Below are 26,657 nucleotides of genomic sequence, written 5' to 3'. Positions count from 1 at the left end.
CTCGCGTGGTGGGTGCTGTCGCTGTCGTGGCCCTCATGCTGACGGGGGCGGGGTGTGCGAGCGAGTCGGAGCCGTTGGTGGTGCCGGAGGTGCGGTGGCCGCAGGGTGAGCCGTCGGGTGAGCTGGAGTCGGACCCGTGGGTGCAGGCGTTGCGGGAGTACGAGGCCCTGTTCGCGGCGGCGTGGAACGCGCACGACTGGTCGGACCCGGCGTTGCTGGCTGTCATGAGCGGCGACATCGTGCACCGGACCGCGTCGGGGCAGCGGGACGCTCTCGATCAGGGCCGGTACTTCACGCTGGTGGGTCCGAGGCCGTTCGAGCCGTTGTCGGTGGAGGAGACGGGGCCGGACAAGGCGGAGGTGGTGGTGTGCGCGTATGCGACGTGGAGCCTGGCCTCGGGTCAGGTGGCGCCGGCGTCGCCGGTCGCGTTCGAGCGCGGGTACTACCTGGAGCGGGACGAGTCGGGGCAGGTTCGGGTGATGACGACGTACGGGACCGAGACTGAGTGTGATGTCGACTCGATCAAGCCGGGGTTCTTCGATCCGGCGCCTGAGCCGCTGGACGGCTTGGACGGGGACGACGTTCGTGAGGCGGAGCCGGAGCGTCGATGAGGTGCAGGGCATGGACACGAGCGCACTCCTCGACCTGTCCCTCCGCTGCATGCAGAGGGCGCTCGAGCTTCCCGACCGCTGAGACTCAGAGTCCCAGGGCCCGCTGCATGTCGGCCTTGACGCGGTCGAGGCGGTCGCGCGCGGCGGCGCGGGCCGCCGTGAGGTCGGCGTGCGAGGCGTCGGGGGCGACGGGCAGCACGACCTCGAGGTAGCACTTCACCTTGGGCTCGGTGCCGCTCGGGCGGACGATGACGCGCGTGCCGTCGGCGGTGAGGATCCGCACGCCGTCGGTGGGCGGCAGGCCGTCGAGGCCTGCGGACAGGTCGGCGACGTCCGAGACGCCGGCACCCGCGAGCGTGCGCGGGGGAGCGGCCCGCAGGTGCGTCATCGTCTCGCCGATGCGGTCGAGGTCGGTGAACCGCGCGGAGAGCTGGTCGCTCACGTGGAGGCCGTGCCGGCGCGCCAGGTCGTCGAGCGCGTCGACGAGCGTGCGGCCCTCCGCCTTGAGTCGGTTGGCGAGCTGCGCGACGAGCAGCGCGGCGCTGATCCCGTCCTTGTCCCGGACGTGCGCGGGGTCGACGCAGTAGCCGAGCGCCTCCTCGTACCCGAACACGAGCCCGTCGACGCGCGAGATCCACTTGAAGCCCGTGAGCGTCGTCGCGAAGCCGAGCCCGTGCGCGGCCGCGATCTTCCCGAGCAGCCGCGAGGACACGACCGAGCACGCGAGCACGCCTCCCCGGGTGCCCGACGCCGCGCCGGACGCCGCGATGCGCCGCGCGACGTCGTCGCCGAGCAGCGCGCCCACCTCGTCGCCGTGCAGCATGCGCCACCCGTTGGAGCGCGCGGTCTCCGCGCCCTGGTAGGTGCCGACGCGCGCGTCGAACACCGCGACCGCGCACCGGTCGGCGTCGGGGTCGTTGGCGAGCACGACGTCGGCGCTCGCGTCCTGCGCGACGGCGAGCGCGAGGTCCATCGCGCCCGGCTCCTCCGGGTTGGGGAACGCGACCGACGGGAAGTCGGGGTTCGGGTCGAGCTGCTCCTCGACCGGCACGACGGTCGTGAAGCCCGCGTCGCGCAGCACGTGCGCGACCGTCTCGCCGCCCACGCCGTGCAGCGCGGTGGTGACGACCCTGAGGCGGCGGGGGGCGCCGTCGGACAGCGCGAGGACCGAGCGGACGTACGCGCCGACGACCTCCCGGTCGAGGACGGTCCAGCCCCCGCTCGCGCGCGGGACCGTCCGCGCCGGTCCGACGGCCGCGATCGCGGCGGCGATGCGGGCGTCGAACGGCGGGACGATCTGGGCGCCCTGCCCGGAGTCGGCGACGACCCGTCCGCCGAGGTAGACCTTGTACCCGTTGTCGGCCGGCGGGTTGTGGCTCGCGGTCACCATGACGCCCGCGTCCGCGCCGAGGTGGCGCACCGCGAACGCGAGGACCGGCGTCGGCAGGGCCGAGGGCAGGACGAGGACGTCCAGCCCGGCCGCCGTGAGCACGGCCGCGCTGTCGACCGCGAACGTCCGCGAACGGTGCCGCGCGTCGAACCCGACGACGACGCGCGGGCGGGCCGCGCCGCCGGCGCCCGCAGGCCCGAGCGCGTCGAGCAGGTACGCCCCGAGCCCCGCCGCCGCGCGGATCACGACCGCGCGGTTCATGCGGTGCGGACCGGCGGCCATGCGCCCGCGGAGCCCGGCGGTCCCGAACTCGAGCGGGCCGGAGAACCGGTCCTGCAGCTCGGTGAGGGCCGCGACGCGCACGTCGTGCTTGCGTGGGTCGGGCGAGTCGGCCAGGTCGAGCAGGTGCCGCAGCTCGTCCTGGTCGCCCGCGTCGACGTCGTCGTCGATCCACGCGGCGACGCGCTCGAGGAACGCGCCGCGGTCGGTCCCCGGGTCGAACGTCGGGTCGTCGGCGGGGTCGGTCCGGTACCCCGCGGTGCGGTCCGTCATGTCACACCAGCTTCGCGATGTCGGCCAGGAGGGCGCTGATCCGGGGTCCCGCGGCCTGGCCGGCCTCGATGACCTCGGCGTGGGAGAGCGGCGTCGGGCTGATCCCGGCGGCGAGGTTCGTCACGAGCGAGACGCCGAGCACCTCCAGGCCGCAGTGGCGGGCCGCGATGGCCTCGAGCGTCGTGGACATGCCGACCAGGTCGGCGCCGAGGATCCCGGCCATCCGCACCTCGGCCGGGGTCTCGTAGTGCGGCCCCGGGAACTGCGCGTACACGCCCTCCGGGAGCGTGGGGTCGACACGGTGCGCGAGCTCGCGCAGGCGCGGCGAGTAGACGTCGGTGAGGTCGACGAACGTCGGGCCCTCGAGCGGGCTGCGGGCCGTGAGGTTGATGTGGTCGGAGAGCAGCACGGGCGTGCCCGCTCCCCAGTCCTGGTTGAGGCCGCCGCACCCGTTCGTGAGGATCAGCGTCTCGGCGCCCGTCGCCGCGGCCGTGCGCACGCCGTGCACGACGGCGCGCACGCCCTTGCCCTCGTACAGGTGCGTGCGCGAGCCGAGCACCAGGGCGTGCCGGACGGAGCCGTCGGCCCGCTCGACCCGGATCGACCGCGTCACCGAGAGGTGGCCCGCGACCGCGGGGGCGGAGAATCCGGGGATCTCGTGCGTCGGGACCTCCGCGACGACGTCGCCCAGGAGCTCCGCGGCACCGCCCCACCCCGAGCCCAGCACGAGCGCCATGTCGTGGCCCTCGACCCCCGTGGCCTGCGCGATGTGGTCGGCGGCGGCCCGCGCCACGAGGAACGGGTCGGTGGCGGGGTCGTCGAGCGGGGGTGTGCTCGCAGGCGTCGTCGTCATGGACGCAAGGCTAGTCCGTCCCCGGGCGCCCGACCCGACGAGCGGCGAGGCCCGCCGCACGGTCCTGACCGGCCGCGTCGTCTCGCATGCTGACACCGTGGGACGCGACGGCCTGACAGAATGTCCGGCGTGACGCACGCGAGCATCGACCATCAGGCCACCCGCATCGTCGTCCTCGGAGGCGGGCCCGGCGGCTACGAGGCCGCTCTCGTCGCCCGCCGGCTCGGCGCCGACGTGACCGTCGTCGAACGGCACGGCCTGGGCGGCGCGGCCGTGCTCACGGACGTCGTCCCCTCCAAGACCCTCATCGCGACCGCCGACTGGATGACCATCGCGGAGCGCGCCGCCGAGCTCGGGATCCGCCTGCCCGTCGACACTGCCAAGGCGCAGCACCCGGCCATGCGCCGGCACATCGTCGACCTCGAGGCCGTGAACACGCGCGTCATGGCGCTCGCGGCGGCACAGTCCGCGGACATCCACGCGCGGCTGGAGCGCGAGGGCGTGCGCGTCGTCATCGGCGAGGGTCGCCTCGACGGCCCCGAGCGCGTCGTCGTCGACTCGCCCGACGGCACCGACGGTCCCGTCGTGCTCGACGCCGACGTGATCCTGCTCGCGGTCGGCGCGACGCCGCGCGTCCTGCCGACGGCGCAGCCCGACGGCGAGCGCATCCTCACGTGGACGCAGCTCTACAACCTGGCCGAGCTCCCGGAACGGCTGATCGTCGTCGGGTCGGGCGTCACCGGCGCCGAGTTCGCGGGCGCGTACAACGCGCTGGGGTCCGACGTCGTCCTCGTGTCGAGCCGCGACCGCGTGCTCCCGGGGGAGGACGCCGACGCCGCGGAGCTGCTCGAGGGCGTGTTCCGCTCGCGCGGCATGACCGTCATGTCGCGGTCCCGTGCCGAGTCCGCCGAGCGCACCGAGGACGGCGTGCGCGTCACCCTGTCCGACGGCCGCGTCGTCGAGGGCTCGCACGTCCTCATCGCCGTCGGCGCCATCCCCTCGACGAGCGGCATCGGCCTCGAGGAGGCCGGGGTCCGGCTCACGCCGAGCGGCCACGTGGAGGTGGACAAGGTGTCGCGCACGTCCGTGCGCGGCATCTACGCGGCCGGCGACTGCACCGGGGTGCTGCCGCTCGCGTCGGTCGCCGCCATGCAGGGCCGGGTCGCCATGTCGCACGCGCTCGGCGACGCCGTCGTGCCGATCAAGCTGCGGACCGTCGCGGCGAACATCTTCACCGCGCCCGAGATCGCGACCGTCGGGTACAGCGAGGAGCGGCTCAAGGCGCAGAACAGCAAGTACGTCACGACCGTGCTGCCGCTCGCGCGCAACCCGCGCGCCAAGATGCTCGGCATGCGCGACGGCTTCGTCAAGCTCTTCGCGCACCCCGAGGCGGGGGTCGTCCTCGGCGGCGTCGTCGTCGCGCCGCGGGCGAGCGAGCTCGTGTTCCCCATCACGCTCGCCGTGTCGCACCGGCTCACCGTCGACGACGTCGCGGAGGCCTTCACCGTCTACCCGTCGCTCTCCGGGTCCATCGCCGAGGTCGCGCGCATGCTGCACCACCGCGAGGACTGAGCGCGGCGGTTCCCCTCGGCGGGCTCGTCAGCCGAGCACGTCGAGGAGCCGGCGGGCGCTCGCGGCCGGGTCGTCCGCGCCCGTGAGGAACGTGCGGTGCGCCAGGCCGCGCGTCCCGACGTCGTCGAACCACTCGGCGAGGAAGTCGTGGCCGTCACGGACCCAGTCCGTGCCCTTCGCCGCGACCGACCGCGCCCGCAGCACCGTCAGCGCGTGCTCGCGGTCGGCGCCGGGCAGGACGAGGACGACGTGCGGCACGGGCGCGAGCGCCGCACGGACGCGGTCCAGGCATGCCGGGTCCGTGTACGACGCGTGCCCGGCACCCAGCGCGAGCACCGCGCCGGGGTGGTCGGCCACGGCACGCTCGACGGCGTGCGCCCGCGCCGGCTCCCACTCCCGCTCCGCGGCGACCCGGCCGACCACCGCGATGCGCTCGACGAGCCGGTCGACGCTCCACCCGACCTCCGGGTAGTAGCGGTCGGCGACGGCATCGAGGTCGACGAACGCGACGCCGAGCAGCCCGGCGACGAGCTCGCCGAGCGTGGACTTGCCGGTGGCCGCAGGGCCGAGCAGGACGAGGACCGGCGCGACGGCCCGGCCGTCGGCGTGATGCTGCGACACGTCAGAGCCGACCGTCCAGCCGCAGCGTCCCGTCCGCGAACGCCAGCTCGGTGAGCTGGAACCCGGGGAAGGTGTGCTCGAGCACCCCGCCGAGCAGCGCCTGCACGTCGACCGCGACCCGCGCCTCGGGCAGCATGCGCACGGCCTCCGGCAGCAGGCCCCGGGAACGCAGGGCTCCCTGCAACGGCGCCTCGACGAAGCCGAGCAGCTTGTGCGCGGGCAGGCCGGCGGCGTTGGCCTCGACCGCGAGCACGGCGGTGCCGGCCACGACCGACTCGACGTGCAGCGTCGCCCGGACCACGGGGACCAGCCGCGCGGCGAGCCTCAGCGCCGACGGCGGGTCGGGCACCTCGCGCAGGTCGACGACGACCCGCACGTCGTCGCCCTCGCTCGTCACCGAGCGCACGTACGGCGGCAGCCCGCCCGTCGCACGCGCGATCTCGACGGCCTCGGTCACGGTCAGCTCGATGCGCACCCGCTGACCCTAACGCGGCGAGGTGAGAGCCGAGTCGCGCGAGGTAGAGCCGTGGTTGCGCGGGTAGAACCCTGGTTGCGCGGGGACAGGGCCGTGGTCGCGCGGCGACAGGTCTGTCAGACCGCGGGCCGCCGACGCGGGCGTCAGCCGCGCGCGCGGAGCTCGGCGAGCAGGGGGCGGTGGTCGGAGGCGGTGACGTCGAGGACCTCGAAGGAGCGGAAGGTCACGGGGTCGGAACCGAAGACCCAGTCGATGCGGTGGGCGGGCGCGACCGAGGGCGACGTGAGGGCGTCGGGGTCGCCGGCGGCGTCCTGGCCGCTCTCGAGCCCGTGCTCCTCCAGCAGGGTGATCTCGTCCCAGCCGGGCTCGGCGTTGAGGTCTCCCGCGAGGACGTACGCGCCCTCCACGGGCTCGTCGGCGAGGAGCGTCTCGAGCTGGTCGAGCCGGGTCGGCGTGTTCTCCTCGCGGTGCTGGAGGTGCACGGAGGTCACGCGCACGGGGACGCCGGCGGCGTCGAGCGTCGCGGTGATCGCCGAGCGCTCCTGCGGCCCCGCGCCGTACGGCAGGGCGTGGCGCGCGACGTCGGCGAGGTCGCCGCGCAGCGGGTCCCAGAGGATCGCGTTGCCGAACTGGCGGTCGGCCGCGGGGACGAAGACGACGCGCATCCCCGTCTCGCGCGCGAGGTAGGTCGCCATGTCGGCGCCGCCGCCGAGCACCCAGCCGCGGGACACCTCCTGGAGCGTGACGACATCGGCCCCGGAGCCGTCGATCGTCGCGACCATCTCGTCGAGGCGGACCGACGGGTCGGCGCTCACGCCGTAGTGCAGGTTCCAGTCGAGCAGGCGCAGGTCGCCGACGGGGTAGTCGGCGACGGCGGACGTCGTGGTCGGCACGTGCACCTGCGTCACCCCGACGAGCGCGATCAGCGCGACCGCCCCGCCGACGGCGAGCGCCGGGATCTCTGCGCGACCGGCGGCGGGCGTCGTGCCCGGCGCCGCGGGGTCGCCCGCGGAGGCCGTGGCGCCCCGGGCGCGGAGTCCGGCGGCGACGGCGGGCACGGCGAGCGCGAGCGCCGCGGCGACGGGGACGAGCGTGTGCGGGAACGGGAGCGGGACGTCGTACTCGAGCTGGTACCCGAGCAGGGGGACCGCCATCCCGAGCCCGGCGACGCTCGCTGCGCCGGCGAGGCGCAGCCACGTGAGCGGGTGCGCCGCGCGGGTCAGGGCGAGCGCGAGCGTGCGGGCGGCGACGGGGACGAGCAGCACGAGCAGAACGAGGAGCGCCCAGCCCCCGACGGCCCCCGGCCCGTCCAGGCGCGGCACGGCGAGGAACACGACGGCGACGCCCACGACGAGCAGGGCGGGGGACACCCACGGCGACCCCGGCGGGGTCGAGCGCCCCGTCCACGGGACGAACCACGCGGCGAGCACGGCGGCGACGGCGAGCGCGCCGACGGCGAACGGCAGCGCGACGCCCGCCTGCGACGCGGCGAACGCGGGGTTGGCGAGCGCCTGCACGAGGAGCGCGACGAACGGGCCGAGCACCCAGAGCCCGCGCGATCCCGGCCGGGCCGCGCGCCCCCGCAGCGCCGCCGCGCACGCGACGGCACCGGCGGCGACGACGACCGTCACGACCCACCCCGCGACGTCGGCGCGCCAGTACGCGTCCCAGGTGCCGAGGACCGCGCTCAGCGCCCCGGCGAGCAGCGCGCCGAGCACGATGCCGACGGCGACGAGCGACCCGCGCGCGATCGGGGAGCCGGAGCGCGACGGCGTCGGCCCCGGAGCGGCGTCGGTCCCGGGCGCGGGGTCCGCACCGCCCGCCGGTCCGCCCGTCCCGCTCGCGAACGCGGCGACGAGCACCAGCACGCCGATCCCGAGCGCGACCGTCGCGAGCCCGACGCCGTAGCGCACGAGCCCGAGGTCGACGCCCCCGGCGATGGCGGCGCCGAGCCCCTGGAGCGCGAGGCGCGCGACGGCGAGCGACGTCACCGCGAGCAGCACGACCTTGCCCGTGAGCTCGAGGCGCGCCGTGATCATCACGACGAGGACGCCGGGTGCGGCGTACGTCGCGAGCGCCGTGAGGGCCACGGTGACGACGCCCGCGGAGAACGCGTGGTCGAGCAGCGGCCCGCTGGACCGCACGAGCTCGACGACGATCGCGGTGACCGTCACGAGGAGGAGGAGCGGGACGACGGTCGCCCGGTCGAGCCGGGCGGCGGACCGAGGCACGGGCCGCGGGGAGGGGGGCTGCGCTGCGCTCACGAGGCACGACGGTACCCGGCGGCCGATGTGATCCGCACCACACGATCGGGTCTTCCGTGCCAGACTGAGGGATCGGCTGCGACGGCGCGCCACCACCTCGGCGCGCGAGGAGGCGAGGACGTGGAGACGACGGCGGGGATGTCTCCGGTCGCGCAGGGTGCCACGAGCGCCCCGACCGCGACGGACGACGGACGCGCGCGCGCCGGGCAGGCGCGCGTAGGGCACTGGGTCGCGGGTCGCGTGCGACCGGACGCGGAACGGTACGGGCCGGTCCACGACCCGGCGTCGGGCACGGTGACGGGACAGGTCGCGCTCGCGTCCGCGGGCGACGTCGACGCCGCGGTCGCGGCGGCGCGGGACGCGTTCCCCGCATGGCGCGCGACGAGCGTCTCGCGCCGCGTCGAGATCCTCTTCGCGTTCCACCAGCTCCTCGTGGAGCACCGCGACGAGATCGCCGCGGTGGTGAGCGCGGAGCACGGCAAGGTGCTCTCGGACGCGGCGGGCGAGGTCGCGCGCGCGCTCGAGTGCGTCGAGTTCGCGTGCGGGATCGGCCAGCTCCTCAAGGGCGGGTACACCGAGCAGGCGTCGTCGGGCGTGGACGTGCACGAGGTGAAGCAGGCCCTCGGCGTCGTCGCCTGCATCACGCCGTTCAACTTCCCGGCCATGGTGCCGCTGTGGATGATCCCGAACGCGATCGCGTGCGGGAACGCGGTCGTGCTCAAGCCGAGCGAGCGCGACCCGTCGGCGTCGCTCGTCGTCGCGCGGCTGCTCCAGGAGGCCGGCCTGCCCGACGGCGTCGTGAACGTCGTGCAGGGCGACCGGGTCGCGGTGGAGCGCCTGCTGGAGCACCCCGACGTGGAGGCCGTGAGCTTCGTCGGCTCGACGCCCGTCGCCCGCCACGTGTACGAGACGGGGACGCGGCACGGCAAGCGGGTCCAGGCCCTCGGCGGCGCGAAGAACCACATGGTGGTCCTGCCCGACGCCGACGTGGACGTCGCGGCGGACGCGGCGGTCTCCGCGGCGTACGGGTCGGCGGGCGAGCGGTGCATGGCGGTCTCCGTGCTCGTCGCCGTGGGCGCGGTGGCCGACCCGCTCGTCGAGGCGATCCGCGAGCGCGTGGCGCGCCTCGTCGTCGGGCCGGGTTCCGACCCCGCGTCCCAGATGGGGCCGCTCATCACGGCCGAGCACCGCGACCGGGTCGCGGCGCGCGTCGGCACGGCGGCCGAGGAGGGCGCGACGCTCGTCGTCGACGGCCGCCGGGCGCCCGACGGCACCCCCGACCTGGGGGAGGGGTTCTTCCTGCACCCCACGCTCGTCGACCACGTGCGACCCGAGCACACGGTGTACCGCGAGGAGATCTTCGGGCCGGTGCTGTCCGTCGTCCGGGCGGACACGTACGACGAGGCGGTCGGGCTCGTCAACGACAACCCGTACGGCAACGGCGCGGCGATCTTCACGCGCGACGGCGGCGCGGCGCGCGCGTTCGAGGTCGACGCCCGCGCGGGCATGATCGGCGTCAACGTCCCCATCCCCGTGCCGGTCGGCTACTACTCGTTCGGGGGCTGGAAGAGCTCGCTCTTCGGCGACCTGCACGTCTACGGACCGGAGAGCGTGCAGTTCTACACGCGCACCAAGGTCGTCACGACGCGCTGGCCCGACCCGTCGACGGCGGGCGTCGACCTCGGCTTTCCCCGGACTCGGTGAGCGACCGATGACGACGGAGGAGCTCGCCCGGCGCACGTCGCGCACGCGCGCCGACGACCGGTACGTCTTCCACTCCTGGTCCGCGCAGGGCGCGATCGACCCGCTGCCCGTCGCGGGCGGCGAGGGCGCGTGGTTCTGGGACGAGGACGGCAACCGCTACCTCGACTTCGCGTCCCAGCTCGTCAACCTCAACCTGGGCCACCAGCACCCCCGCCTCGTGGCGGCGCTGCAGGCCCAGGCCGGGCGCCTCGCGACGGTCGGGCCGACCTTCGCCAACGACGTGCGGGGCGAGCTCGCCCGGCTCATCGCGGAGCGCGCCCCGGGCGCGCGGGACGGCGGGTCGGCGACCGGCGACGAGCGACGATGGCGCGTCTTCTTCACGAACGGCGGGGCCGACGCGGTCGAGAACGCGGTGCGCCTCGCGCGCCTGCACACCGGGCGCGCGAAGGTGCTCGCCGCGTACCGGTCGTACCACGGCAACACCACGACGGCGATCTCCCTCACGGGCGACCCGCGCCGGTGGCCCAACGAGGTCTCGCCGGACCCGCACGTGCGCCACTTCCTCGGGCCCTACACGTACCGCTCGTCGTTCGGGGCGGCCGACGACGCGGAGGAGGGCGAGCGCGCGCTCGCCCACCTGCGGGAGGTCGTGCAGCTCGAGGGGCCCGGGACGGTCGCGGCGATCCTGCTCGAGACGGTCGTCGGGACCAACGGCGTGCTGGTCCCGCCCGACGGCTACCTCGCGGGCGTGCGCGCGCTGTGCGACGAGCACGGGATCCTGCTCGTCACCGACGAGGTGATGGTCGGGTTCGGGCGGGTCGGCGAGTGGTTCGCGGTGGACCGGTGGGGCGTCGTGCCGGACCTCGTGACCTTCGCCAAGGGCGTGAACTCGGGCTACGTGCCGCTCGGCGGCGTCGTGATCGGTGAGCACGTCGCGCGGACGTTCGACGACCGCGTGTTCCCCGGCGGGCTCACCTACTCCGGCCACCCGCTCGCGTGCGCCGTCGGGGTCGAGTCGGTCCGCACGTTCGAGGACGAGCGGATCCTGGAGCGGGTGCGCACGCTCGGCGCCGACGTGATCGGGCCGCGGCTGCGCGAGATCGCCGCCCGGCACCCGAGCGTCGGCGACGTGCGCGGGCTCGGGTTCTTCTGGGCGGTCGAGCTCGTGCGCGACCGGGAGACGCGCGAGCCCCTCGTCCCGTTCAACGCGAGCGGCCCCGCCGCCGCGCCGATGGGCGCCGTCGTCGCCGCGGTCAAGGAGCGCGGCGTGTGGCCGTTCGTGCACTTCAACCGCCTGCACGTCGCGCCGCCGCTCGTCACGTCCGCCGCCGACCTCGAGCACGGCCTCGCGGCGATCGACGCGGCGCTCGACGTCGCCGACGAGCAGGCCGAGGCGGTGCGGGCATGAAATGGGCCCGGTTCGCGCCCCCAGACCAGGCCCATTTCATGCCCACAACCGAGGAGGGGTCATGACCGCCGTACGTGCCGCGCTCACCCAGGTCCGCTGGACGGGCGACAAGGAGTCGATGATCGACGCCCACGAGAAGCACCTGCGCGACGCCGCCGACCAGGGCGCGAGGCTCGTGTGCTTCCAGGAGCTGTTCTACGGGCCGTACTTCTGCCAGGTGCAGGACGCCGCGTACTACGCGTACGCCGAGTCGGTGCCCGGCCCCACGGTCGAGCGGTTCTCGGCGCTCGCGGCCGAGCTGGGGACCGTCGTCGTGCTGCCCGTGTACGAGGAGGAGCAGCCGGGGGTGCTCTACAACACGGCGGCCGTGATCGACGCGGACGGGCGCTACCTCGGCAAGTACCGCAAGACGCACATCCCGCACGTGCGCGGGTTCTGGGAGAAGTTCTACTTCCGCCCCGGCAACCTCGGGTACCCGGTGTTCGACACCGCCGTCGGGCGCGTGGGCGTGTACATCTGCTACGACCGGCACTTCCCCGAGGGCTGGCGCGCGCTCGGGCTGAACGGGGCGGAGATCGTGCTCAACCCCAGCGCGACGAGCCGCGGGCTGTCGAACTACCTGTGGAAGCTCGAGCAGCCGGCGGCGGCGGTCGCGAACGAGTACTACGTCGGCGCGAGCAACCGGGTGGGCGTGGAGGACCTGGGCGACGACGACTTCTACGGCACGTCGTACTTCGTCGACCCCGAGGGCGCGTTCGTCGGGGACCCCGCCGACGACCACGAGGAGGAGCTCGTGGTGCGCGACCTCGACCTGGACCTGCTGCGCGTCGTGCGCGACCGGTGGCAGTTCTACCGGGATCGCCGACCGGACGCCTACGACGACCTCACCCGGCCGTGACCTGAGGATCCGAGAGGGGAGCACGCGATGCCGCACACGCTGATCCGGGGAGGGACCGTCGTCGGGCCCACGGGCTCGACGCCCGCCGACGTGCTGGTCGACGGCGAGCAGGTCGCCGCGCTCCTGCGCCCCGGGGACACGAGCCTGGGCGCCAACCTTGCCGCGACCGCCGAGCGCGTGATCGACGCGACGGGCAAGTACGTCATCCCGGGCGCGGTCGACTGCCACACGCACATGGAGCTGCCGTTCGGCGGGACGAACGCGTCGGACACGTTCGAGACCGGGACGCGTGCCGCGGCCTGGGGCGGCACGACGACGATCGTCGACTTCGCCGTCCAGCGCACCGGGGAGCGGGTCCAGGACGGGCTCGCCGCGTGGCACGCCAAGGCGGACGGGCGGTGCGCGATCGACTACGGGTTCCACCAGATCCTCGGCGGCGTCGACGACGACTCGCTCAAGGCCATGGACGAGCTCGTCACCGAGGGCATCACGAGCTTCAAGCTCTTCATGGCCTACCCGGGCGTGTTCTACAGCGACGACGGGCAGATCCTGCGCGCGATGCAGAAGGCGCGCGACAACGGGTCGGTGATCATGATGCACGCCGAGAACGGCATCGCGATCGACGTGCTCGTGCGCGAGGCGCTCGACCGCGGCGACACCGCACCGTACTTCCACGGCACGAGCCGCCCGTGGGAGACCGAGGAGGAGGCGACGCACCGCGCGATCATGCTCGCGCGCCTGACCGGGGCGCCGCTGTACGTCGTGCACATGTCGGCCAAGCAGGCGGTGGCGACGCTCGCGCAGGCGCGCGACGAGGGGCACAACGTGTTCGGCGAGACGTGCCCGCAGTACCTCTACCTCTCGCTCGAGGAGCAGCTCGGCGCGCGCAGCGACGAGTGGGGCGACTTCGAGGGCGCCAAGTGGGTGTGCTCGACGCCGCTGCGCTCGCGCGCGGAGGGTCACCAGGACGAGCTGTGGCGGTACCTGCGCACGGGGGACCTGTCCGTCGTGAGCACCGACCACTGCCCGTTCTGCATGAAGGAGCAGAAGGAGCTCGGCCTCGGCGACTTCTCCAAGATCCCCAACGGGATCGGGGGCGTCGAGCACCGCCTCGACCTGCTCTACCAGGGCGTCGTCAACGGGCGGATCTCGCGCGAGCGGTGGGTCGAGCTGTGCTGCACGACGCCGGCCCGCATGTTCGGGCTCGACGGCCGCAAGGGCGTGCTCGCCCCGGGCGCGGACGCCGACGTCGTCGTCTACGACCCCGCCGGGCGCACCTCGATCGGGTACGGGAAGACGCACCACATGAACATGGACCACTCCGCGTGGGAGGGGTTCGAGGTCGACGGGCACGTGGACGTCGTCATGTCGCGCGGGCGCGTGGTCGTCGAGGACGGCACGTACCACGGCACCCCCGGGCACGGGCGGTTCCTGCGGCGCGGGCTGTCGGCGTACCTGCGCTGAGCGCGGGGACCTGATCGGAGGCGGGCGCATGGACCTCGGGGTGGTGCTGCAGAACGACCCGCCGGCGTGGCGGGTCGTCGACCTCGCGCGGCAGGCGGAGACGTACGGCTTCACGCACGTGTGGACGTTCGACTCGCACCTGCTGTGGGAGGAGCCGTTCGTCGTCTACTCCCAGATCCTCGCCGCCACGCACCGGGTCACGGTCGGCCCCATGGTCACCAACCCCGCCACGCGCGACGTCACCGTCACCGCCTCGCTCTTCGCGACCCTCAACGAGATGTTCGGCAACCGGACGATCTGCGGGATCGGCCGGGGGGACTCCGCCGTGCGCGTGATCAACGGGAGGCCCGTGACGCTCGCCGAGCTCCGCGAGGCCATCGGCGTGATCCGTGGCCTCGCGTCGGGCGAGGCGGTGGAGTACCGCGGCTCGACGCTGCGGCTCCCGTGGAACCCCGACTCCCGGCTCCCGGTGTGGGTGGCCGCGTACGGGCCCAGGGCGCTCGCGCTCACGGGGGAGGTGGGCGACGGGTTCATCCTCCAGCTCGCGGACCCCGACGTCGTCGCGTGGTCCGTCGCGGCGGTGCGCGCCGCCGCCGAGCGCGCGGGACGCGACCCGGACGCGATCCGCATCTGCGTGGCCGCGCCCGCCTACGTGACGGGCACCGCGCCCGCGGACGGCGAGGCGGGACGGCACGCGCTCGCGCACGCCTACGACCAGTGCCGCTGGTTCGGCGGGATGGTCGGCAACCACGTCGCGGAGATCGTCGCGCGCTACGGTCCCGGCGGGTCCGAGGAGGGTGCGGGGGTGACCATCCCGCACGCGCTCACCGACTTCGTGGCCGGGCGCGAGGGCTACGACTACAACGAGCACGGGCGCGCGGGCAACACGCACACCGCGTTCGTCACGGACGAGATCGTCGACCGGTTCTGCCTCGTCGGGCCGGCGGAACGGCACGTCGAGCGCCTGCGGGAGCTCGCCGCGCTCGGGGTCGACCAGTTCGCCCTCTACCTCCAGCACGACGCCAAGGACGAGACCCTGCGCGCGTACGGCGAGACGGTCGGACCCGCCGTGCGCGACCTCGCCCGCGCGCGCGAGTGAGCGCGCACGACCCCACCCGCGTGACGGTCACGCGACGGACCGCGTGACGGACCGCGTGACGGGCTCCGTGACGGACTGCGTGACCCACCCCACGTGACTGCCCGGGTGCGACGGGACCTTCGGCCCTGTCCGGGCGTACCGCCGCTTTCCTACGGTCGGGACCGTGGAAAACCCTCGCGGCGTGACGACCAGGACGCCGTTCCGCGCGCTCCTCGTGCTGCCCGCCGGGGTCGCGCTGCTCACGGGGCTCGCGACCGGGCTCGCCCTGCTCGGCCTCCCGTCGCCCGTCCCCGCCGCGCGGGTCCAGGACGCGCACGGCCTCCTCATGGTGCTCGGGTTCGTCGGCACCCTCGTCACCCTCGAACGGGCCGTCGCCGTGCGGCGACCGGTCGCCTACCTCGCGCCCGCCGCGCTCGGCCTCGGCGCGCTCGCGCTCCTCTCGCCCGCACCCCGCGCCGTCGGTCAGGGGCTCCTCGTCGCGGGAACTCTCGGGCTCGTCGCGATCTACGCCGTCGTGTGGCGACGGCAGCCCGCCGTCGCGACGGCGATCCAGGCCGCGGGCGCCGTGCTCGCCGTCGGGGGTGCCGCGCTCTGGGCCGCGGGCCTCGCGGTGCCGGACCTGCTGCCGTGGCTCGTCGGGTTCGTCGCCTGGACCGTGCTCGGCGAGCGGGTCGAGCTCGCGCGGCTCGAGATCGACGCCCGCACCGAGCGCACGGTCCTCGCCGGGGCGCTGGTCTACCTCGGCGCCGCGTGCCTCGCCCTGCTCGCGCCCGCACCCGGGTACGCCGTCGCCGGGGCGGCGCTCGCGGCGTCGGCCGTCACGCTGCTGCGGCACGACGTCGCGCGCCGCACCGTCCGCGGTCGCGGGCTGCCGCGCTTCGCCGCGGCGGCGATGCTCGCGGGCTACGCGTGGCTCGTCCTCGCCGGCGCGGCCTGGGTGTTCCTCGCGGCCGGCGCGGGGCCCACCGGGCTCGGCCCCGTGGTGACGCTGCGCTCCGGGACGACGTACGACGCCGTCGTGCACGCCGTGTTCCTCGGGTTCGGGCTGTCGATGATCATGGCGCACGGGCCGCTCATCCTCCCGGCCGTCCTGCGCCGTCCGCTCCCGTACCGCGCCGCGATGTGGGCGCCGCTCGTCCTGCTGCACGCCTCGCTCGCGGTCCGGGTCACCGGTGACCTCGCGGGCGACGGACCGGGCGCGGTCGCGGCCGTCCGCGTCGGCGGCGTCGGGAACGTCGTCGCCGTGCTCGCGTTCGTCGGGGTCGCGCTGTGGTCGGCACTGCTCCGCGACCAGAGCTCTACCTCGCGTGACCCGGCCTCTACCTCGCGTGACCAGCCCTCTGCCTCGCGTGACCAGGGCTCTACCTCGGCCGACCGGGCCTCTGCCTCGCGCGACCGGGGTTCTCCCTCGGCCCCGTCCGCCGTGCTCCCGATCGTCTCCGGAAGGTGACCGTGCCCGCCTCGCCCGAGCGACCCTCGCTCCTGACCGCCCGACCCGCCGGACCGCTGCCCGGCACGCAGAAGGTCGGGGGAACGGGCCGGAACCTGTGGCTCCACGCGCTCGTCCTCGGGTGGTTCGTCGCCGAGGCGGTGCTCGTCGTGGTGCACCGGTTCGTGCCCGACGCGCTGTGGCTCATGGTTCACGTGCTCATGCTCGGCGCGGTGAGCACGGCGATCCTCGTGTGGAGCCAGCACTTCGCCGACACGATGCTGCGCCGCCAGGCGCCGGGCGGGCGCCCGCTGCACGTCGCGCGGCTCGCCGCGCACACGGTCGGCGCGCTGCTCGTCGTCGCGGGGCTCCTCACCGACGTGTGGTCCCTGGTCGTGGCGGGCGGGGTGCTCGTGGGTGCGGGCGCGGTGACGCACGCGACGGTGCTCGTGCTCCAGGGCCGCGGTGCGCTGCCGTCGCGCTTCGGCCGGCTCGTCCGCTACTACGTGGTCGCCGCGGCGTGCCTCCCGGTCGGCGTGACGCTCGGCGTCCTCATGGCCCGTGGCGGCGCGGGGACGGAGGCGTACGGCCGCCTCTACGTGGCGCACGTGACGCTCAACGTCCTCGGGTGGGTGGGGCTCACCGTGCTCGGCACGCTCGTGCTCCTGTGGCCGACCGTGCTGCGCACCCGCATCGAGCCCGACGCCGACGTCGCGGCCCGCCGCGCGCTCCCGGTGCTCACCGCGGGGATCCTGCTCGTCGTCGTGGCGTGCACGGTCGGCTGGCGGCCCCTCGTCGCGGCCGGGGCGGCGGTCGTGCTGGGCGGTGTCGTGCTCGTCGGGCGGCACCTCGCGGCACAGGGTCGCGCCGCGCAGCGCGGAGCCTGGGGGTTCGCCGCGTGGAGCCTCGCCGCGTCGGTCGTGTGGTTCGCCGGGAGCGTGGCCGCGTTCGGGGCCCGGGTCGCGACGGCGCCGTCGTGGGCCGCCGCGCAGGACGCGATCGGCGGGCTGCTGCTCCCGTTCGTCGTCGGGTTCGCCGCGCAGGTGCTCCTCGGCGCGCTCACGTACCTCGTCCCCGTCGTGCTCGGCGGCGGCCCTGCACGACGGCGGCGCACCGAGGCCGTCGTCGGCGCCGGCGGGGCGTACCGCGTGCTCGTCGCGAACGGCGGGCTCGCGCTGTACCTCCTGCCGCTGCCGTCGTGGGTGCGCGTCGGGCTGTCGCTCGTCGTCTTCGCGACCTTCCTCGCGTTCCTCGTGCTCGCACTCCGCGCCGTCCTCGTCTCGCGGGGCGATACGGTCTCGCAGAGCGACACGGCCCCGCGGGGCGATGCGGTTCCGGGGGGAGCCGTCACCGCGCGCGCCGACGGACCCGGGCCGACGGCGGTCCCGTCCCCGGTCGGGGCACCCGCCCCGGGTGCCGCACCCGTCGCGGCGGACGCTCCGCCGTCGGGCACGCGCCGCGACGAGGCCGCCCGGGCGGTCGCTGCTCGGCGGGAGACTCAGGCGCGCCGGCCGCTCGCCGGGGCGGTGACCGCCGCGGTCGCGACCCTCGCGCTCGCGGTCGTGGGCGGCGTCGCAGCCGACCCGGTCGCGGCCGGCGTCGGCGGGGGCGGGTCCGTCGCCGCCGTGGACGGTGCGGCGGGCGCCCCCGGGGTGGTCGCGACCGGCCGCACGACGACCGTGCAGGTCGACGCCGTCGACATGCGCTTCGTCCCCGACACGATCAGCGTGCCCGCGGGCGACCGGCTCGTCATCGAGCTGACGAACGCCGACGACGACGTGCACGACCTGGTCCTCGCCGACGGCGCGACGACCGGCCGTGTCGCACCGGGCGCGACCGCGACCCTCGACGCGGGCGTCGTGAGCGGCGACCTCGACGGGTGGTGCTCCGTGGCCGGTCACCGGCTCATGGGCATGACGCTCACGGTGGAGGTCACCGGGGGCGCGGCGCTCGTCGACCCAGCGGGTCCTGAGGAGGCGCCCGCGGCCGAGGGGGCGCACGCGGGGCACGGGACGTCCTCGGGGACGGACTCGCTCGGCGTGGCGGACGCCGACCTCATGGGCGGGCCCGGGGACGGGTTCGTCGCGCGCGACGCCACGCTCCCGCCCGCCGAGTCGGACCCGTCCGGCGGACCCGTCGTGCACCGGCGCACCCTCACCGTGACGGAGGCGGTGCAGGAGGTGGCGCCCGGCGTCGAGCAGACCGTGTGGACGTTCGGCGGGACCGCGCCCGGGCCCGTGCTCCGGGGGAAGGTCGGCGACGTCTTCGAGATCACGCTCGTCAACGACGGGACGATCGGGCACTCGATCGACTTCCACGCGGGCGCGCTCGCGCCCGACGAGCCGATGCGGACCATCGCGCCGGGGGAGTCGCTCACCTACCGCTTCACGGCGACCCGGGCGGGGATCTGGATGTACCACTGCTCGACCATGCCCATGTCGCTGCACATCGCGAACGGCATGTTCGGCACGGTGATCGTCGACCCGCCGGACCTCGCCCCCGTGGACCGCGAGTACGTCGTCGTGCAGTCCGAGCTCTACCTCGGCGCGCAGGGCGCGTCCGCCGACGACGCGAAGGTCGCCGCCGCCGAGCCCGACCTCCTCACGTTCAACGGGTACGCGAACCAGTACCGCTACGACCCGCTCGCGGCCCGGGTGGGCGAGCGCGTGCGCGTCTGGGTGCTCGACGCCGGGCCGAACCGCCCGAGCGCGTTCCACGTCGTCGGCGGCCAGTTCGACACCGTCTACCACGAGGGCGCGTACGCGCTCCCGCCGGGAACCTCCGGCGGGAGCCAGGTGCTCGGCCTGCTGCCCGCGCAGGGCGGGTTCGTCGAGCTCACGTTCCCCGAGGCCGGGACCTACCCGTTCGTCACGCACGCCATGTCCGACGCCGAGCGCGGCGCGTCCGGGGCGTTCGCCGTGAGGCCCTGACCGGCCCGCCCGCCGGCGTCGTCGTCCACGCCGGCAGCACCGCAGACCCAGCACCCCCACCCGGCGCTCGCGCCACGACCAGGAGGACCACCATGGCAGCAGAACCGATCGAGATCACCGAGCCCCCGCAGCACGCGGCGGTGAACGAGGAAGGGCCCGGGGAAGGGGCCGAGGAGGGGCACACCTGCGGGTGCGCGCACGACGACGCCGAGATCGTCCTCGACGTCCGCACGATCCCGCACGCCGTGCGTCACGGCGTCGTCTTCGGGGCGCTCGAGGCGCTCGCGCCCGGGGACGGGCTCGTCCTCGTCGCGCCGCACGACCCGCTCCCGCTGCTCGCGCAGCTCGAGGGTCGTGAGCCCGGCGCGTTCGACCGCGAGTACCTGTCGCGCGAGGCGACCGAGGTGAGCATCCGCCTCACGCGCCGTCCTGTGCCCGCACAGGACTGAGCGGCCGGGCCGACACGGTCCCGGCACGACACGACGCCCGGCGGCACGGGGATGGCCGCCGGGCGTCGTCGTGCGCGCACCGGGTCGAGCGAGGACGGTCCTCGCTACGGGGTCGTCGGGGGCTCCCAGCCGCGGCGCGGTGCGCGCGACGTCGTCGCGACCGCGCGACGCCGGTAGACGACGTACGGCCGCGTGAGGTAGCCGAGCGGCGCGGAGAACACGTGCACGAGGCGCGTGAACGGCCACAGGGCGAACAGCGCCAGGCCGCACAGGACGTGGAGCTGGAACGCGAGCGGGACGTCGGCCATGAGCGACGGGTCGGGCTGGAACGTGAGCAGCGAGCGGAACCACGGCGAGATCGAGCCGCGGTAGTCGTACCCGCCGCCGAAGATCTGGTGCTGGACCGTCGCGAGCGTGCCGAACCCGATCGCGGCGCCGAGCACGACGTACATGAGCTTGTCCGTGCGCGTGGTCACGCGGAAGACCGCGCCGGAGAGCCTCCGGCGCAGGACGAGGATCACGAGCCCGACGACCGTGAGGACCGCCGCGAACGTCCCGGCGATCGTCGCGACGAGGTGGTAGGCGTGCTCGTCCACGCCGACGGCCTCCAGCCACGGGCGCGGCACGAGGATCCCGACCACGTGCCCGCCGATCACCATGAGGATGCCGACGTGGAACAGCGGCGAGCCGAGGCGCAGCCAGCGGTTCTCGTAGAGCTGCGACGAGCGCGTCGTCCAGCCGAACTGGTCGTAGCGGTACCGCCACACGTGCCCGACGACGAACACCGCCGCCACCGCGTACGGGACGGCGACCCACAGCAGGACGTCGAGCGGGCTCATCGTCGGGTCTCCTCGGTCAGGCTCGGGATCGTGGCGAACGGCGTGAGGTGGGACAGGTCGCTCAGGCCGACGAGCTCGGTGGGCGGTCCCGCGGCGACCAGGTCGCGGAAGCGTGCCGCCGTCTCCGACTGCATCGCGGGCAGCGTCGCGACGAGCGCCGCGACCACGTGGGCGTACGGGCTGCGCAGGGTCTCGAGCGCGGCGCGCAGGACCTCGATGCCGTCGCGGTGCGCGTCGAGCACCATGCCGGCGATCTCGCCGTCCGTGCGTGCGGAGAGCTCGAGCACCGTGGGCAGGTGGTCGGGCAGCTCCGAGCCGTCCGTCTCCCATCCCGCCGCGCGGAACGCCTCCACGAACGTGACGAGCGCGGCGCCGCGCTTCCGGGTGTCCCCGGCCGCGTAGTACGACAGGTACAGCGAGCACCGGCGCTTGAGGTCGAACGTCGCGACGTAGGCGGCCTGCCGCTCCCCGAGGGACAGCGACGCCGTGGCGTCGAGGAACGCGCGCAGGGGCCGCCGCACGTCGGACGGCAGCCCGGCGACGACGTCCTCGACGTCCGTTCGGTGCGCGGCGGCCTCCGCGGTGGGGTAGTCGAGCAGGAGCGAGATCACGGTGTGCGCGGCGCGGCGCTGGTCGTCCGGCAGGGGACCGGGCGACGACGCGCTCGTCGAGGACACCGGCCGGGAGCGGGTCGCGCGCCTCATGCCGCACCCCCCGAGGCCTCCGGGCCCGCCGGTCGCGGCGGCGGGAAGAGACCGCCCGGGGTCCCGTCGCCGTCCCAGTTGAGCAGGTTGACCCGACCCGTGGTGGAGGGGGTGTACGGGCTGGTGGCCCGTTCCTTCTCGCCGACCGCGTGGAACGACTCGCCCGTCGTCGGTCCCGCGCCCCCCATCCCCGGTCCGCCGTCGTAGTCGAGCGAGCACGCCATGTCGCTCAGCTCGCGGGCGATCTCGGTGTGGGCGGTGGGGATGACGTAGCGGTCTTCGTACTTGGCGATCGCGAGGAGGCGGTACATGTCCTGGACCTGTTGCCCGGTCATGCCGACGGCGGCCGCGGTCTCTTCGTTGGCGTCGTGGCCGAGGTTGATGTCGCGCATGTAGGAGCGCATGGCGGCCAGGCGGCGCAGGACCTTCTCGACGGGGGCGGTGTCTCCGGCGGTGAACAGTCCGGCGAGGTACTCCAGGGGGATGCGTAGCTTCGAGATGGCGGCGAACAGGGTTCGTCCGTCCTCGCCGTCGTTGCCGGAGGCGGTGATGACGTCGACGACGGGGGACAGGGGTGGGATGTACCAGACCATGGGCAGGGTGCGGTACTCCGGGTGCAGGGGCAGGGCGACCTCGTACCGGGTGATGAGGTCCCAGATGGGGGAGCGTTGGGCGGCGGTGATCCAGTCCTCGGGGATCCCCTCGGCGCGTGCGGCGGCGATGACGTCGGGGTCGTTCGGGTCGAGGAAGACGGCGCGCTGGGAGGCCAGGAGGTCGTGCTCGTCCTCCACCGACGCGGCCTGGGTGACCTTGTCCGCGTCGTACAGGACGAGGCCGAGGTAGCGCAGGCGTCCCACGCACGTCTCGGAGCACACGGTCGGCAGGCCGACCTCGATGCGCGGGTAGCACAGGGTGCATTTCTCGGCCTTGCCGGTCTTGTGGTTGAAGTAGACCTTCTTGTAGGGGCAGCCGGTGACGCACATGCGCCAACCCCGGCACTGGTCCTGGTCCACGAGCACGATGCCGTCCTCGGCCCGCTTGTACATGGCGCCCGACGGGCAGGACGCGACGCAGGCGGGGTTGAGGCAGTGCTCGCAGATGCGGGGCAGGTAGAACATGAACGTCTTGTCGAGCTCGGTCGCGACGTGCTCGGACATGTGCTGCAGCACCGGGTCGTCGGCCATGGTGGTGGTGGACCCGGCGAGGTCGTCGTCCCAGTTCGCCGACCAGGAGATGTTCATGTCCTTGCCCGTGAGCAGCGACTTCGGCCTGGCGACGGGGGTGTGGGCGCCCTGGGGGGCCGAGAGCAGCATGTCGTACTCATACGTCCACGGTTCGTAGTAGTCGTGGATCGAGGGCAGGACGGGGTTGGAGAAGATCGTGGCGAGCTTCTTCAACCGGCCCCCGGCGCGCAGCTTGAGCTTGCCCTTCTTGGTCCGCACCCACCCGCCCTGCCAGCGGTCCTGGTCCTGGTAGGTGCGGGGGTACCCGAGTCCGGGGCGGGTCTCGACGTTGTTGAACCACACGTACTCGACCCCGGTGCGGTTGGTCCAGGCCTGCTTGCACGTGACCGAGCACGTGTGACACCCGATGCACTTGTCCAGGTTCATCACCATCGACATCTGCGCCATGACCTTCATCAGTAGGTCACCTCCTGAGAACGACGACGGATCACCGTGACCTCGTCACGCTGGTTGCCCGTCGGGCCGATGTAGTTGAAGCCGTACGAGAGCTGCGCGTAGCCGCCGATGAGGTGGGTGGGCTTGAGCAGCACGCGGGTCAGGGAGTTGTGGATGCCGCCCCGCAGGCCGGAGGTCTCCGACCGCGGCACGTCCACGGTCCGGTCCTTCGCGTGGTACATGAAGACCGTGCCCTCGGGCATGCGGTGCGAGACGACGGCCCGCGCGACCACGACGCCGTTGCGGTTGTAGGACTCGATCCACTCGTTGTCCGCGACGCCGATCTTCTCCGCGTCCTGCGGGCTCATCCAGATCGTGGGACCGCCGCGCGAGAGCGACAGCATGAAGAGGTTGTCCTGGTACTCGGAGTGGATCGACCACTTCGAGTGCGGGGTCAGGTACCGCACCGCGACCTCGGCGTAGCCCTCGGACCCCTGCGCCCCCGTGGGGGACGTGTCGCCGACCCGTGAGTCGCCGAACAGGCGGTGCATGTCCAGCGGCGGACGGTAGACCGGGAGCTGCTCGCCGAGCTCCGTCATCCAGTCGTGGTCGAGGAAGAAGTGCTGGCGGCCCGTGAGCGTGTGCCACGGCTTGAGCCGCTCCACGTTGATGACGAAGGCGCTGTAGCGCCGCCCGCCGTGCTCCGACCCGGACCACTCGGGAGAGGTGATGACCGCCGTCGGGCGGGACTGCACGTCCGGGAAGGTGATCCTCTTGCCCTGCTCGTCCCGCGCCAGGTCGGCCAGACGCTGCCCGGTGCGCCGCTCCAGGTCCTCGAACCCCTGCACCGCGAGCCGCCCGTTCGTCGTCCCCGACAGCGCGAGGATCATCTCGCAGACGTGCGTGTCCCGGTCCAGGCGCGGACGCCCCGCCGTCGGGCCGTCGGCGACGACGCCGTTCGCGACGGCGAGCCGCTCGACCTCCGGCGTCGGGTCGAACGCGACGCCCTTGGTGACCATGCCGACCTTCTGCGTGAGCGGACCGAGGGCGGCGAGCCGCGCCGCGAGCGCGGGGTAGTCCCGCTCGACGACGACGAGCTTCGCCATCGTGACCCCGGGCACGAGCTCGTCCTGTGGCAGGACCTCGCCGTGCGGCGTCGCCATGGCGTCCGGCGTGTCGTGCGCGAGCGGGACGGCCACGACGTCCTTGCGCACGCCCAGGTGCGTCACTGACAGCTCCGAGACGTGCCGGGCGAGCGTGTGGAAGATGTCGAAGTCGGTGCGCGTCTGCCAGGGCGGGCTGATCGCCGGGTTGAACGAGTGCACGAACGGGTGCATGTCCGTCGAGGACAGGTCGTGCTTCTCGTACCACGTCGCCGCCGGCAGCACGACGTCCGAGAACAGCGTCGTCGACGTCATCCGGAAGTCGGCCGTGACGAGCAGGTCGAGCTTCCCCTGCGGCGCCTCGTCGTGCCACGCGATGTCCCGCGGCCGCCGGTCCGGCCCCGACTCCGGTGCGCGCACCGCGGCGTCGGTCCCGAGCAGGTGCTTGAGGAAGTACTCGTTGCCCTTGCCCGACGACCCCAGCAGGTTCGCGCGCCAGACGGTGAGCACGCGCGGGAAGTTCGCCGGGTCGTCGGGGTCCGCGCACGCGTAGTCCAGCTCGCCCGAGGAGAGCTGGTCGACGACGTGGCGCACCGGGTCCTTGCCCGCCGCCTCGGCCTCGTCCACCAGGTCGAGCGGGTTGCGGTCGAACGTCGGGTAGCTCGGCGTCCAGCCGCGACGGACGGACTCCACCAGCGTGTCCGCCGTCGTGCGGCCCGCGAGCTTCCCGGTGGCGAGCGGGGACGCGAGCGCGTCCGCGGGCAGGCCGTCGTAGCGCCACTGGTCCGTCGCGAGGTACCAGAAGGCCGTGCTGATCATGAGGCGCGGGGGCCGGACCCAGTCCGCCGCGTTCGCGTACTGCTGGAACCCCGTGATCGGGCGGACCTTCTCCTGCCCGACGTAGTGCGCCCAGCCGCCGCCGTTGACGCCCTGGCAGCCCGTCATGGTGACGAGCGCGAGGAACGTGCGGTAGATCGTGTCGGAGTGGAACCAGTGGTTGGTGCCCGCTCCCATGATGATCATCGACCGGCCGTCGGAGTCGAGCGCGTTCTGCGCGAACTCGCGCCCGATGCGCGCCGCGGCGACGGCGGGAACGCCGGTGATCTCCTCCTGCCACGCCGGGGTGCCCGGGGTCGCGGGGTCGTCGTATCCGGTCGGCCACGTGCCCGGCAGGTCGAGGTCGGGGCGGTCCACGCCGTACTGCGCGAGCAGCAGGTCGTAGACCGTCGTCACCAGGTGCTCGCCCACGCGGTGCGTCGGCACGCCGCGCCGGACGGCGCCCGCGCCGCCCTGGTGCTCCGCGCCCTCCTCGGGAGCGAGGTCGAAGCGCGGGAGGTCGACGGCGACCGGCTCGCCCGACGCGCCGCCCGAAAGGTCCGCGACCGACAGCGCGGGCTCGACGCCCTCGAGGTCGAGGTTCCACCTCCCGGGGTCGCCGTAGCGGTGCCCGAGCGACCCGTTGGGGACGACGACGTCGCCCGCGCGGGACAGGATCACCGTCTTGGACGCCGCGTTCGCAGTGTCGGCCTGGTCGGCGGCGGGCGTGCCCGCGAGCCGGTCCGCCGTGAGGAAGCGCCCGGGCACGTACGCGTCCCCGCGCTTCTCCAGCGTGACCAGGTACGGGGAGTCCGTGAACCGGGCCATGTAGTCGAGGAACCGCGGCGCGCGGTCGCGCACGTGGAACTCGGTGAGGATGACGTGGCCCATGGCCTGGGCGAGGGCACCGTCCGTCCCCGGGTGCGGGGCGAGCCACTCGTCGGCGAACTTGGTGTTGTCGGCGTAGTCGGGGGAGACGACGACGACCTTCTGGCCGCGGTAGCGGGCCTCGGTCATGAAGTGGGCGTCCGGCGTGCGGGTGACCGGGACGTTGGAGCCCCACATGATGCAGTAGGTGGAGTTCCACCAGTCGGCGGACTCCGGGACGTCGGTCTGGTCGCCGAACACCTGCGGGGACGCGACCGGGAGGTCGGCGTACCAGTCGTAGAACGACAGCATGCTCCCGCCCAGGAGCTGCACGAACCGCGAACCCACCCCGTGCGACACCATGGACATCGCGGGGATGGGGGAGAACCCGGCGACGCGGTCGGGTCCGTAGGTCTTGATGGTGTGGACGTGGGCGGCGGCGACGATCTCGGCGGCCTCGTCCCAGGTGGTGCGCACGAGCCCGCCCTTGCCGCGCGCCGACTTGTAGGCGCGGGCCGACCCCGGGTCGGACGTGACCTTCGCCCACGCGAGCACGGGGTCGCCGCCCACCTCGTCCTTCGCGCGCCGGTACAGGTCGAGCAGGGTGCCGCGGACGTAGGGGTAGCGCACGCGGGTGGGGGAGTAGGTGTACCAGGAGAACGCGGCGCCGCGGGGGCAGCCGCGGGGTTCGTACTCGGGGGAGTCGGGGCCGACGGAGGGGTAGTCGGTCTGCTGGGTCTCCCAGGTGATGATGCCGTCCTTGACGTAGACCTTCCAGGAGCAGGACCCGGTGCAGTTCACGCCGTGGGTGGAGCGCACGACCTTGTCGTGGGACCAGCGGTCGCGGTAGAACACGTCGCCCTGGCGCCCGCCGGTCAGGAACACCTGCCGCAGGTCGTCCGACACCTTCCCGCGCCGCAGGCGGCTGCCCAGGCGCAGCAGGGTGTCCGCCGGGTCACGGGGGGTGCGCTCGTCGAGTGGGGGCACGAC

The 26,657-nt window shown here is 74.2% G+C and carries 19 protein-coding genes; 10 read left to right on the top strand and 9 right to left on the bottom strand.

The genetic code is table 11. From position 1 onward, the window contains the following. Positions 1-26 precede the first annotated feature (26 nt). Complete coding sequence (locus ACFC2L_RS03620; protein WP_375822941.1) at positions 27-611, top strand: hypothetical protein; 585 nt, start codon at positions 27-29, stop codon at positions 609-611. Positions 612-696: 85 nt separating this feature from the next. Here the strand turns inward: ACFC2L_RS03620 and ACFC2L_RS03615 are convergent, their stop codons facing one another. Continuing rightward, entirely contained in the window at positions 697-2,553 is a 1,857-nt protein-coding gene (locus tag ACFC2L_RS03615) for a phospho-sugar mutase (protein ID WP_375822940.1), read from the bottom strand. 1 nt (position 2,554) lies between these two features. Beyond that, positions 2,555-3,406: a purine-nucleoside phosphorylase gene (locus ACFC2L_RS03610; RefSeq protein ID WP_375822939.1), complete on the bottom strand. Its 852-nt coding sequence runs from the start codon at positions 3,404-3,406 to the stop codon at positions 2,555-2,557. 120 nt (positions 3,407-3,526) lie between these two features. Between ACFC2L_RS03610 and ACFC2L_RS03605 the strand changes: the two genes are divergently transcribed. Further along, a complete protein-coding gene (locus ACFC2L_RS03605; protein WP_375822938.1) occupies positions 3,527-4,978 on the top strand; it encodes an NAD(P)H-quinone dehydrogenase in 1,452 nt (483 codons plus the stop codon). A 27-nt stretch (positions 4,979-5,005) separates the two neighbouring features. Here ACFC2L_RS03605 and ACFC2L_RS03600 read toward each other — a convergent pair whose 3' ends face one another. The 3 genes from ACFC2L_RS03600 to ACFC2L_RS03590 form a co-directional block, all read right to left on the bottom strand. Beyond that, on the bottom strand, positions 5,006-5,599 hold the full coding sequence (locus ACFC2L_RS03600) for a hypothetical protein (RefSeq protein ID WP_375822937.1): 594 nt from the start codon (positions 5,597-5,599) through the stop codon (positions 5,006-5,008). Position 5,600: 1 nt separating this feature from the next. Next, a complete protein-coding gene (locus tag ACFC2L_RS03595; RefSeq protein ID WP_255180858.1) occupies positions 5,601-6,074 on the bottom strand; it encodes a hypothetical protein in 474 nt (157 codons plus the stop codon). A 143-nt stretch (positions 6,075-6,217) separates the two neighbouring features. Beyond that, positions 6,218-8,338, bottom strand: coding sequence for an endonuclease/exonuclease/phosphatase family protein (locus ACFC2L_RS03590; protein WP_375822936.1), 2,121 nt, complete (start codon positions 8,336-8,338; stop codon positions 6,218-6,220). 138 nt (positions 8,339-8,476) lie between these two features. Here ACFC2L_RS03590 and ACFC2L_RS03585 point away from each other — a divergent pair, with 138 nt between their 5' ends. The 8 genes from ACFC2L_RS03585 to ACFC2L_RS03550 all read left to right on the top strand — a co-directional run bounded on the left by ACFC2L_RS03585 (position 8,477) and on the right by ACFC2L_RS03550 (position 19,719). Continuing rightward, the gene (locus tag ACFC2L_RS03585; RefSeq protein ID WP_375823167.1) at positions 8,477-10,042 is read left to right on the top strand and encodes a CoA-acylating methylmalonate-semialdehyde dehydrogenase; all 1,566 of its coding nucleotides are present in this window, start codon (positions 8,477-8,479) and stop codon (positions 10,040-10,042) included. Between the two features lie 7 nt (positions 10,043-10,049). After that, complete coding sequence (locus tag ACFC2L_RS03580) at positions 10,050-11,450, top strand: aspartate aminotransferase family protein (protein WP_375822935.1); 1,401 nt, start codon at positions 10,050-10,052, stop codon at positions 11,448-11,450. A gap of 61 nt (positions 11,451-11,511) precedes the next feature. Next, on the top strand, positions 11,512-12,348 hold the full coding sequence (locus tag ACFC2L_RS03575; RefSeq protein WP_375822934.1) for a nitrilase-related carbon-nitrogen hydrolase: 837 nt from the start codon (positions 11,512-11,514) through the stop codon (positions 12,346-12,348). Positions 12,349-12,375: 27 nt separating this feature from the next. Then, positions 12,376-13,812, top strand: a complete 1,437-nt coding sequence (hydA, locus tag ACFC2L_RS03570; RefSeq protein ID WP_375822933.1) for a dihydropyrimidinase — start codon at positions 12,376-12,378, stop codon at positions 13,810-13,812. A gap of 28 nt (positions 13,813-13,840) precedes the next feature. Continuing rightward, complete coding sequence (locus tag ACFC2L_RS03565) at positions 13,841-14,911, top strand: TIGR03842 family LLM class F420-dependent oxidoreductase (RefSeq protein WP_375822932.1); 1,071 nt, start codon at positions 13,841-13,843, stop codon at positions 14,909-14,911. A gap of 181 nt (positions 14,912-15,092) precedes the next feature. Next, positions 15,093-16,361 (top strand): hypothetical protein, encoded by a 1,269-nt coding sequence (locus tag ACFC2L_RS03560; protein ID WP_375822931.1) that lies wholly within the window; start codon positions 15,093-15,095, stop codon positions 16,359-16,361. Then, positions 16,358-19,270, top strand: a complete 2,913-nt coding sequence (locus tag ACFC2L_RS03555) for a multicopper oxidase domain-containing protein (protein ID WP_375822930.1) — start codon at positions 16,358-16,360, stop codon at positions 19,268-19,270. Before ACFC2L_RS03560 ends, ACFC2L_RS03555 begins: the two co-directional genes overlap by 4 nt. Before the next feature lie 92 nt (positions 19,271-19,362). After that, positions 19,363-19,719 (top strand): DUF2249 domain-containing protein, encoded by a 357-nt coding sequence (locus ACFC2L_RS03550; RefSeq protein WP_255180867.1) that lies wholly within the window; start codon positions 19,363-19,365, stop codon positions 19,717-19,719. 104 nt (positions 19,720-19,823) lie between these two features. Here the strand turns inward: ACFC2L_RS03550 and narI are convergent, their stop codons facing one another. Genes narI through ACFC2L_RS03530 form a run of 4 tightly spaced genes read right to left on the bottom strand, consistent with a single transcriptional unit; the run spans position 19,824 to position 26,654 of the window. Continuing rightward, positions 19,824-20,558: a respiratory nitrate reductase subunit gamma gene (narI, locus tag ACFC2L_RS03545; protein ID WP_255180868.1), complete on the bottom strand. Its 735-nt coding sequence runs from the start codon at positions 20,556-20,558 to the stop codon at positions 19,824-19,826. Further along, positions 20,555-21,262, bottom strand: a complete 708-nt coding sequence (gene narJ, locus ACFC2L_RS03540) for a nitrate reductase molybdenum cofactor assembly chaperone (RefSeq protein WP_375822929.1) — start codon at positions 21,260-21,262, stop codon at positions 20,555-20,557. The genes narI and narJ overlap by 4 nt, the downstream gene beginning before the upstream one ends. Next, positions 21,259-22,902, bottom strand: a complete 1,644-nt coding sequence (narH, locus tag ACFC2L_RS03535; protein ID WP_375822928.1) for a nitrate reductase subunit beta — start codon at positions 22,900-22,902, stop codon at positions 21,259-21,261. The genes narJ and narH overlap by 4 nt, the downstream gene beginning before the upstream one ends. Then, a complete protein-coding gene (locus tag ACFC2L_RS03530; RefSeq protein ID WP_375822927.1) occupies positions 22,902-26,654 on the bottom strand; it encodes a nitrate reductase subunit alpha in 3,753 nt (1,250 codons plus the stop codon). Before ACFC2L_RS03530 ends, narH begins: the two co-directional genes overlap by 1 nt. Positions 26,655-26,657: the final 3 nt, after the last annotated feature.

The organism is Cellulosimicrobium sp. NPDC055967, from assembly GCF_042269845.1.
GTDB lineage: Bacteria > Actinomycetota > Actinomycetes > Actinomycetales > Cellulomonadaceae > Cellulosimicrobium.
The sequence above is the reverse complement of the archived record's forward strand: the minus strand, read 5'-3'. Positions and strand labels throughout refer to the sequence as shown.

Bases quoted from the DNA above. Each gene is read 5' to 3' on its own strand.
- ACFC2L_RS03615 (WP_375822940.1), bottom strand. From the start codon at position 2,553: ATGACGGACCGCACCGCGGGGTACCGGACCGACCCCGCCGACGACCCG.
- ACFC2L_RS03610 (WP_375822939.1), bottom strand. From the start codon at position 3,406: ATGACGACGACGCCTGCGAGCACACCCCCGCTCGACGACCCCGCCACC.
- ACFC2L_RS03605 (WP_375822938.1), top strand. From the start codon at position 3,527: ATGTCCGGCGTGACGCACGCGAGCATCGACCATCAGGCCACCCGCATC.
- ACFC2L_RS03585 (WP_375823167.1), top strand. From the start codon at position 8,477: ATGTCTCCGGTCGCGCAGGGTGCCACGAGCGCCCCGACCGCGACGGAC.
- ACFC2L_RS03580 (WP_375822935.1), top strand. From the start codon at position 10,050: ATGACGACGGAGGAGCTCGCCCGGCGCACGTCGCGCACGCGCGCCGAC.
- ACFC2L_RS03575 (WP_375822934.1), top strand. From the start codon at position 11,512: ATGACCGCCGTACGTGCCGCGCTCACCCAGGTCCGCTGGACGGGCGAC.
- hydA (WP_375822933.1), top strand. From the start codon at position 12,376: ATGCCGCACACGCTGATCCGGGGAGGGACCGTCGTCGGGCCCACGGGC.
- ACFC2L_RS03565 (WP_375822932.1), top strand. From the start codon at position 13,841: ATGGACCTCGGGGTGGTGCTGCAGAACGACCCGCCGGCGTGGCGGGTC.
- ACFC2L_RS03550 (WP_255180867.1), top strand. From the start codon at position 19,363: ATGGCAGCAGAACCGATCGAGATCACCGAGCCCCCGCAGCACGCGGCG.
- narI (WP_255180868.1), bottom strand. From the start codon at position 20,558: ATGAGCCCGCTCGACGTCCTGCTGTGGGTCGCCGTCCCGTACGCGGTG.
- narJ (WP_375822929.1), bottom strand. From the start codon at position 21,262: ATGAGGCGCGCGACCCGCTCCCGGCCGGTGTCCTCGACGAGCGCGTCG.
- narH (WP_375822928.1), bottom strand. From the start codon at position 22,902: ATGAAGGTCATGGCGCAGATGTCGATGGTGATGAACCTGGACAAGTGC.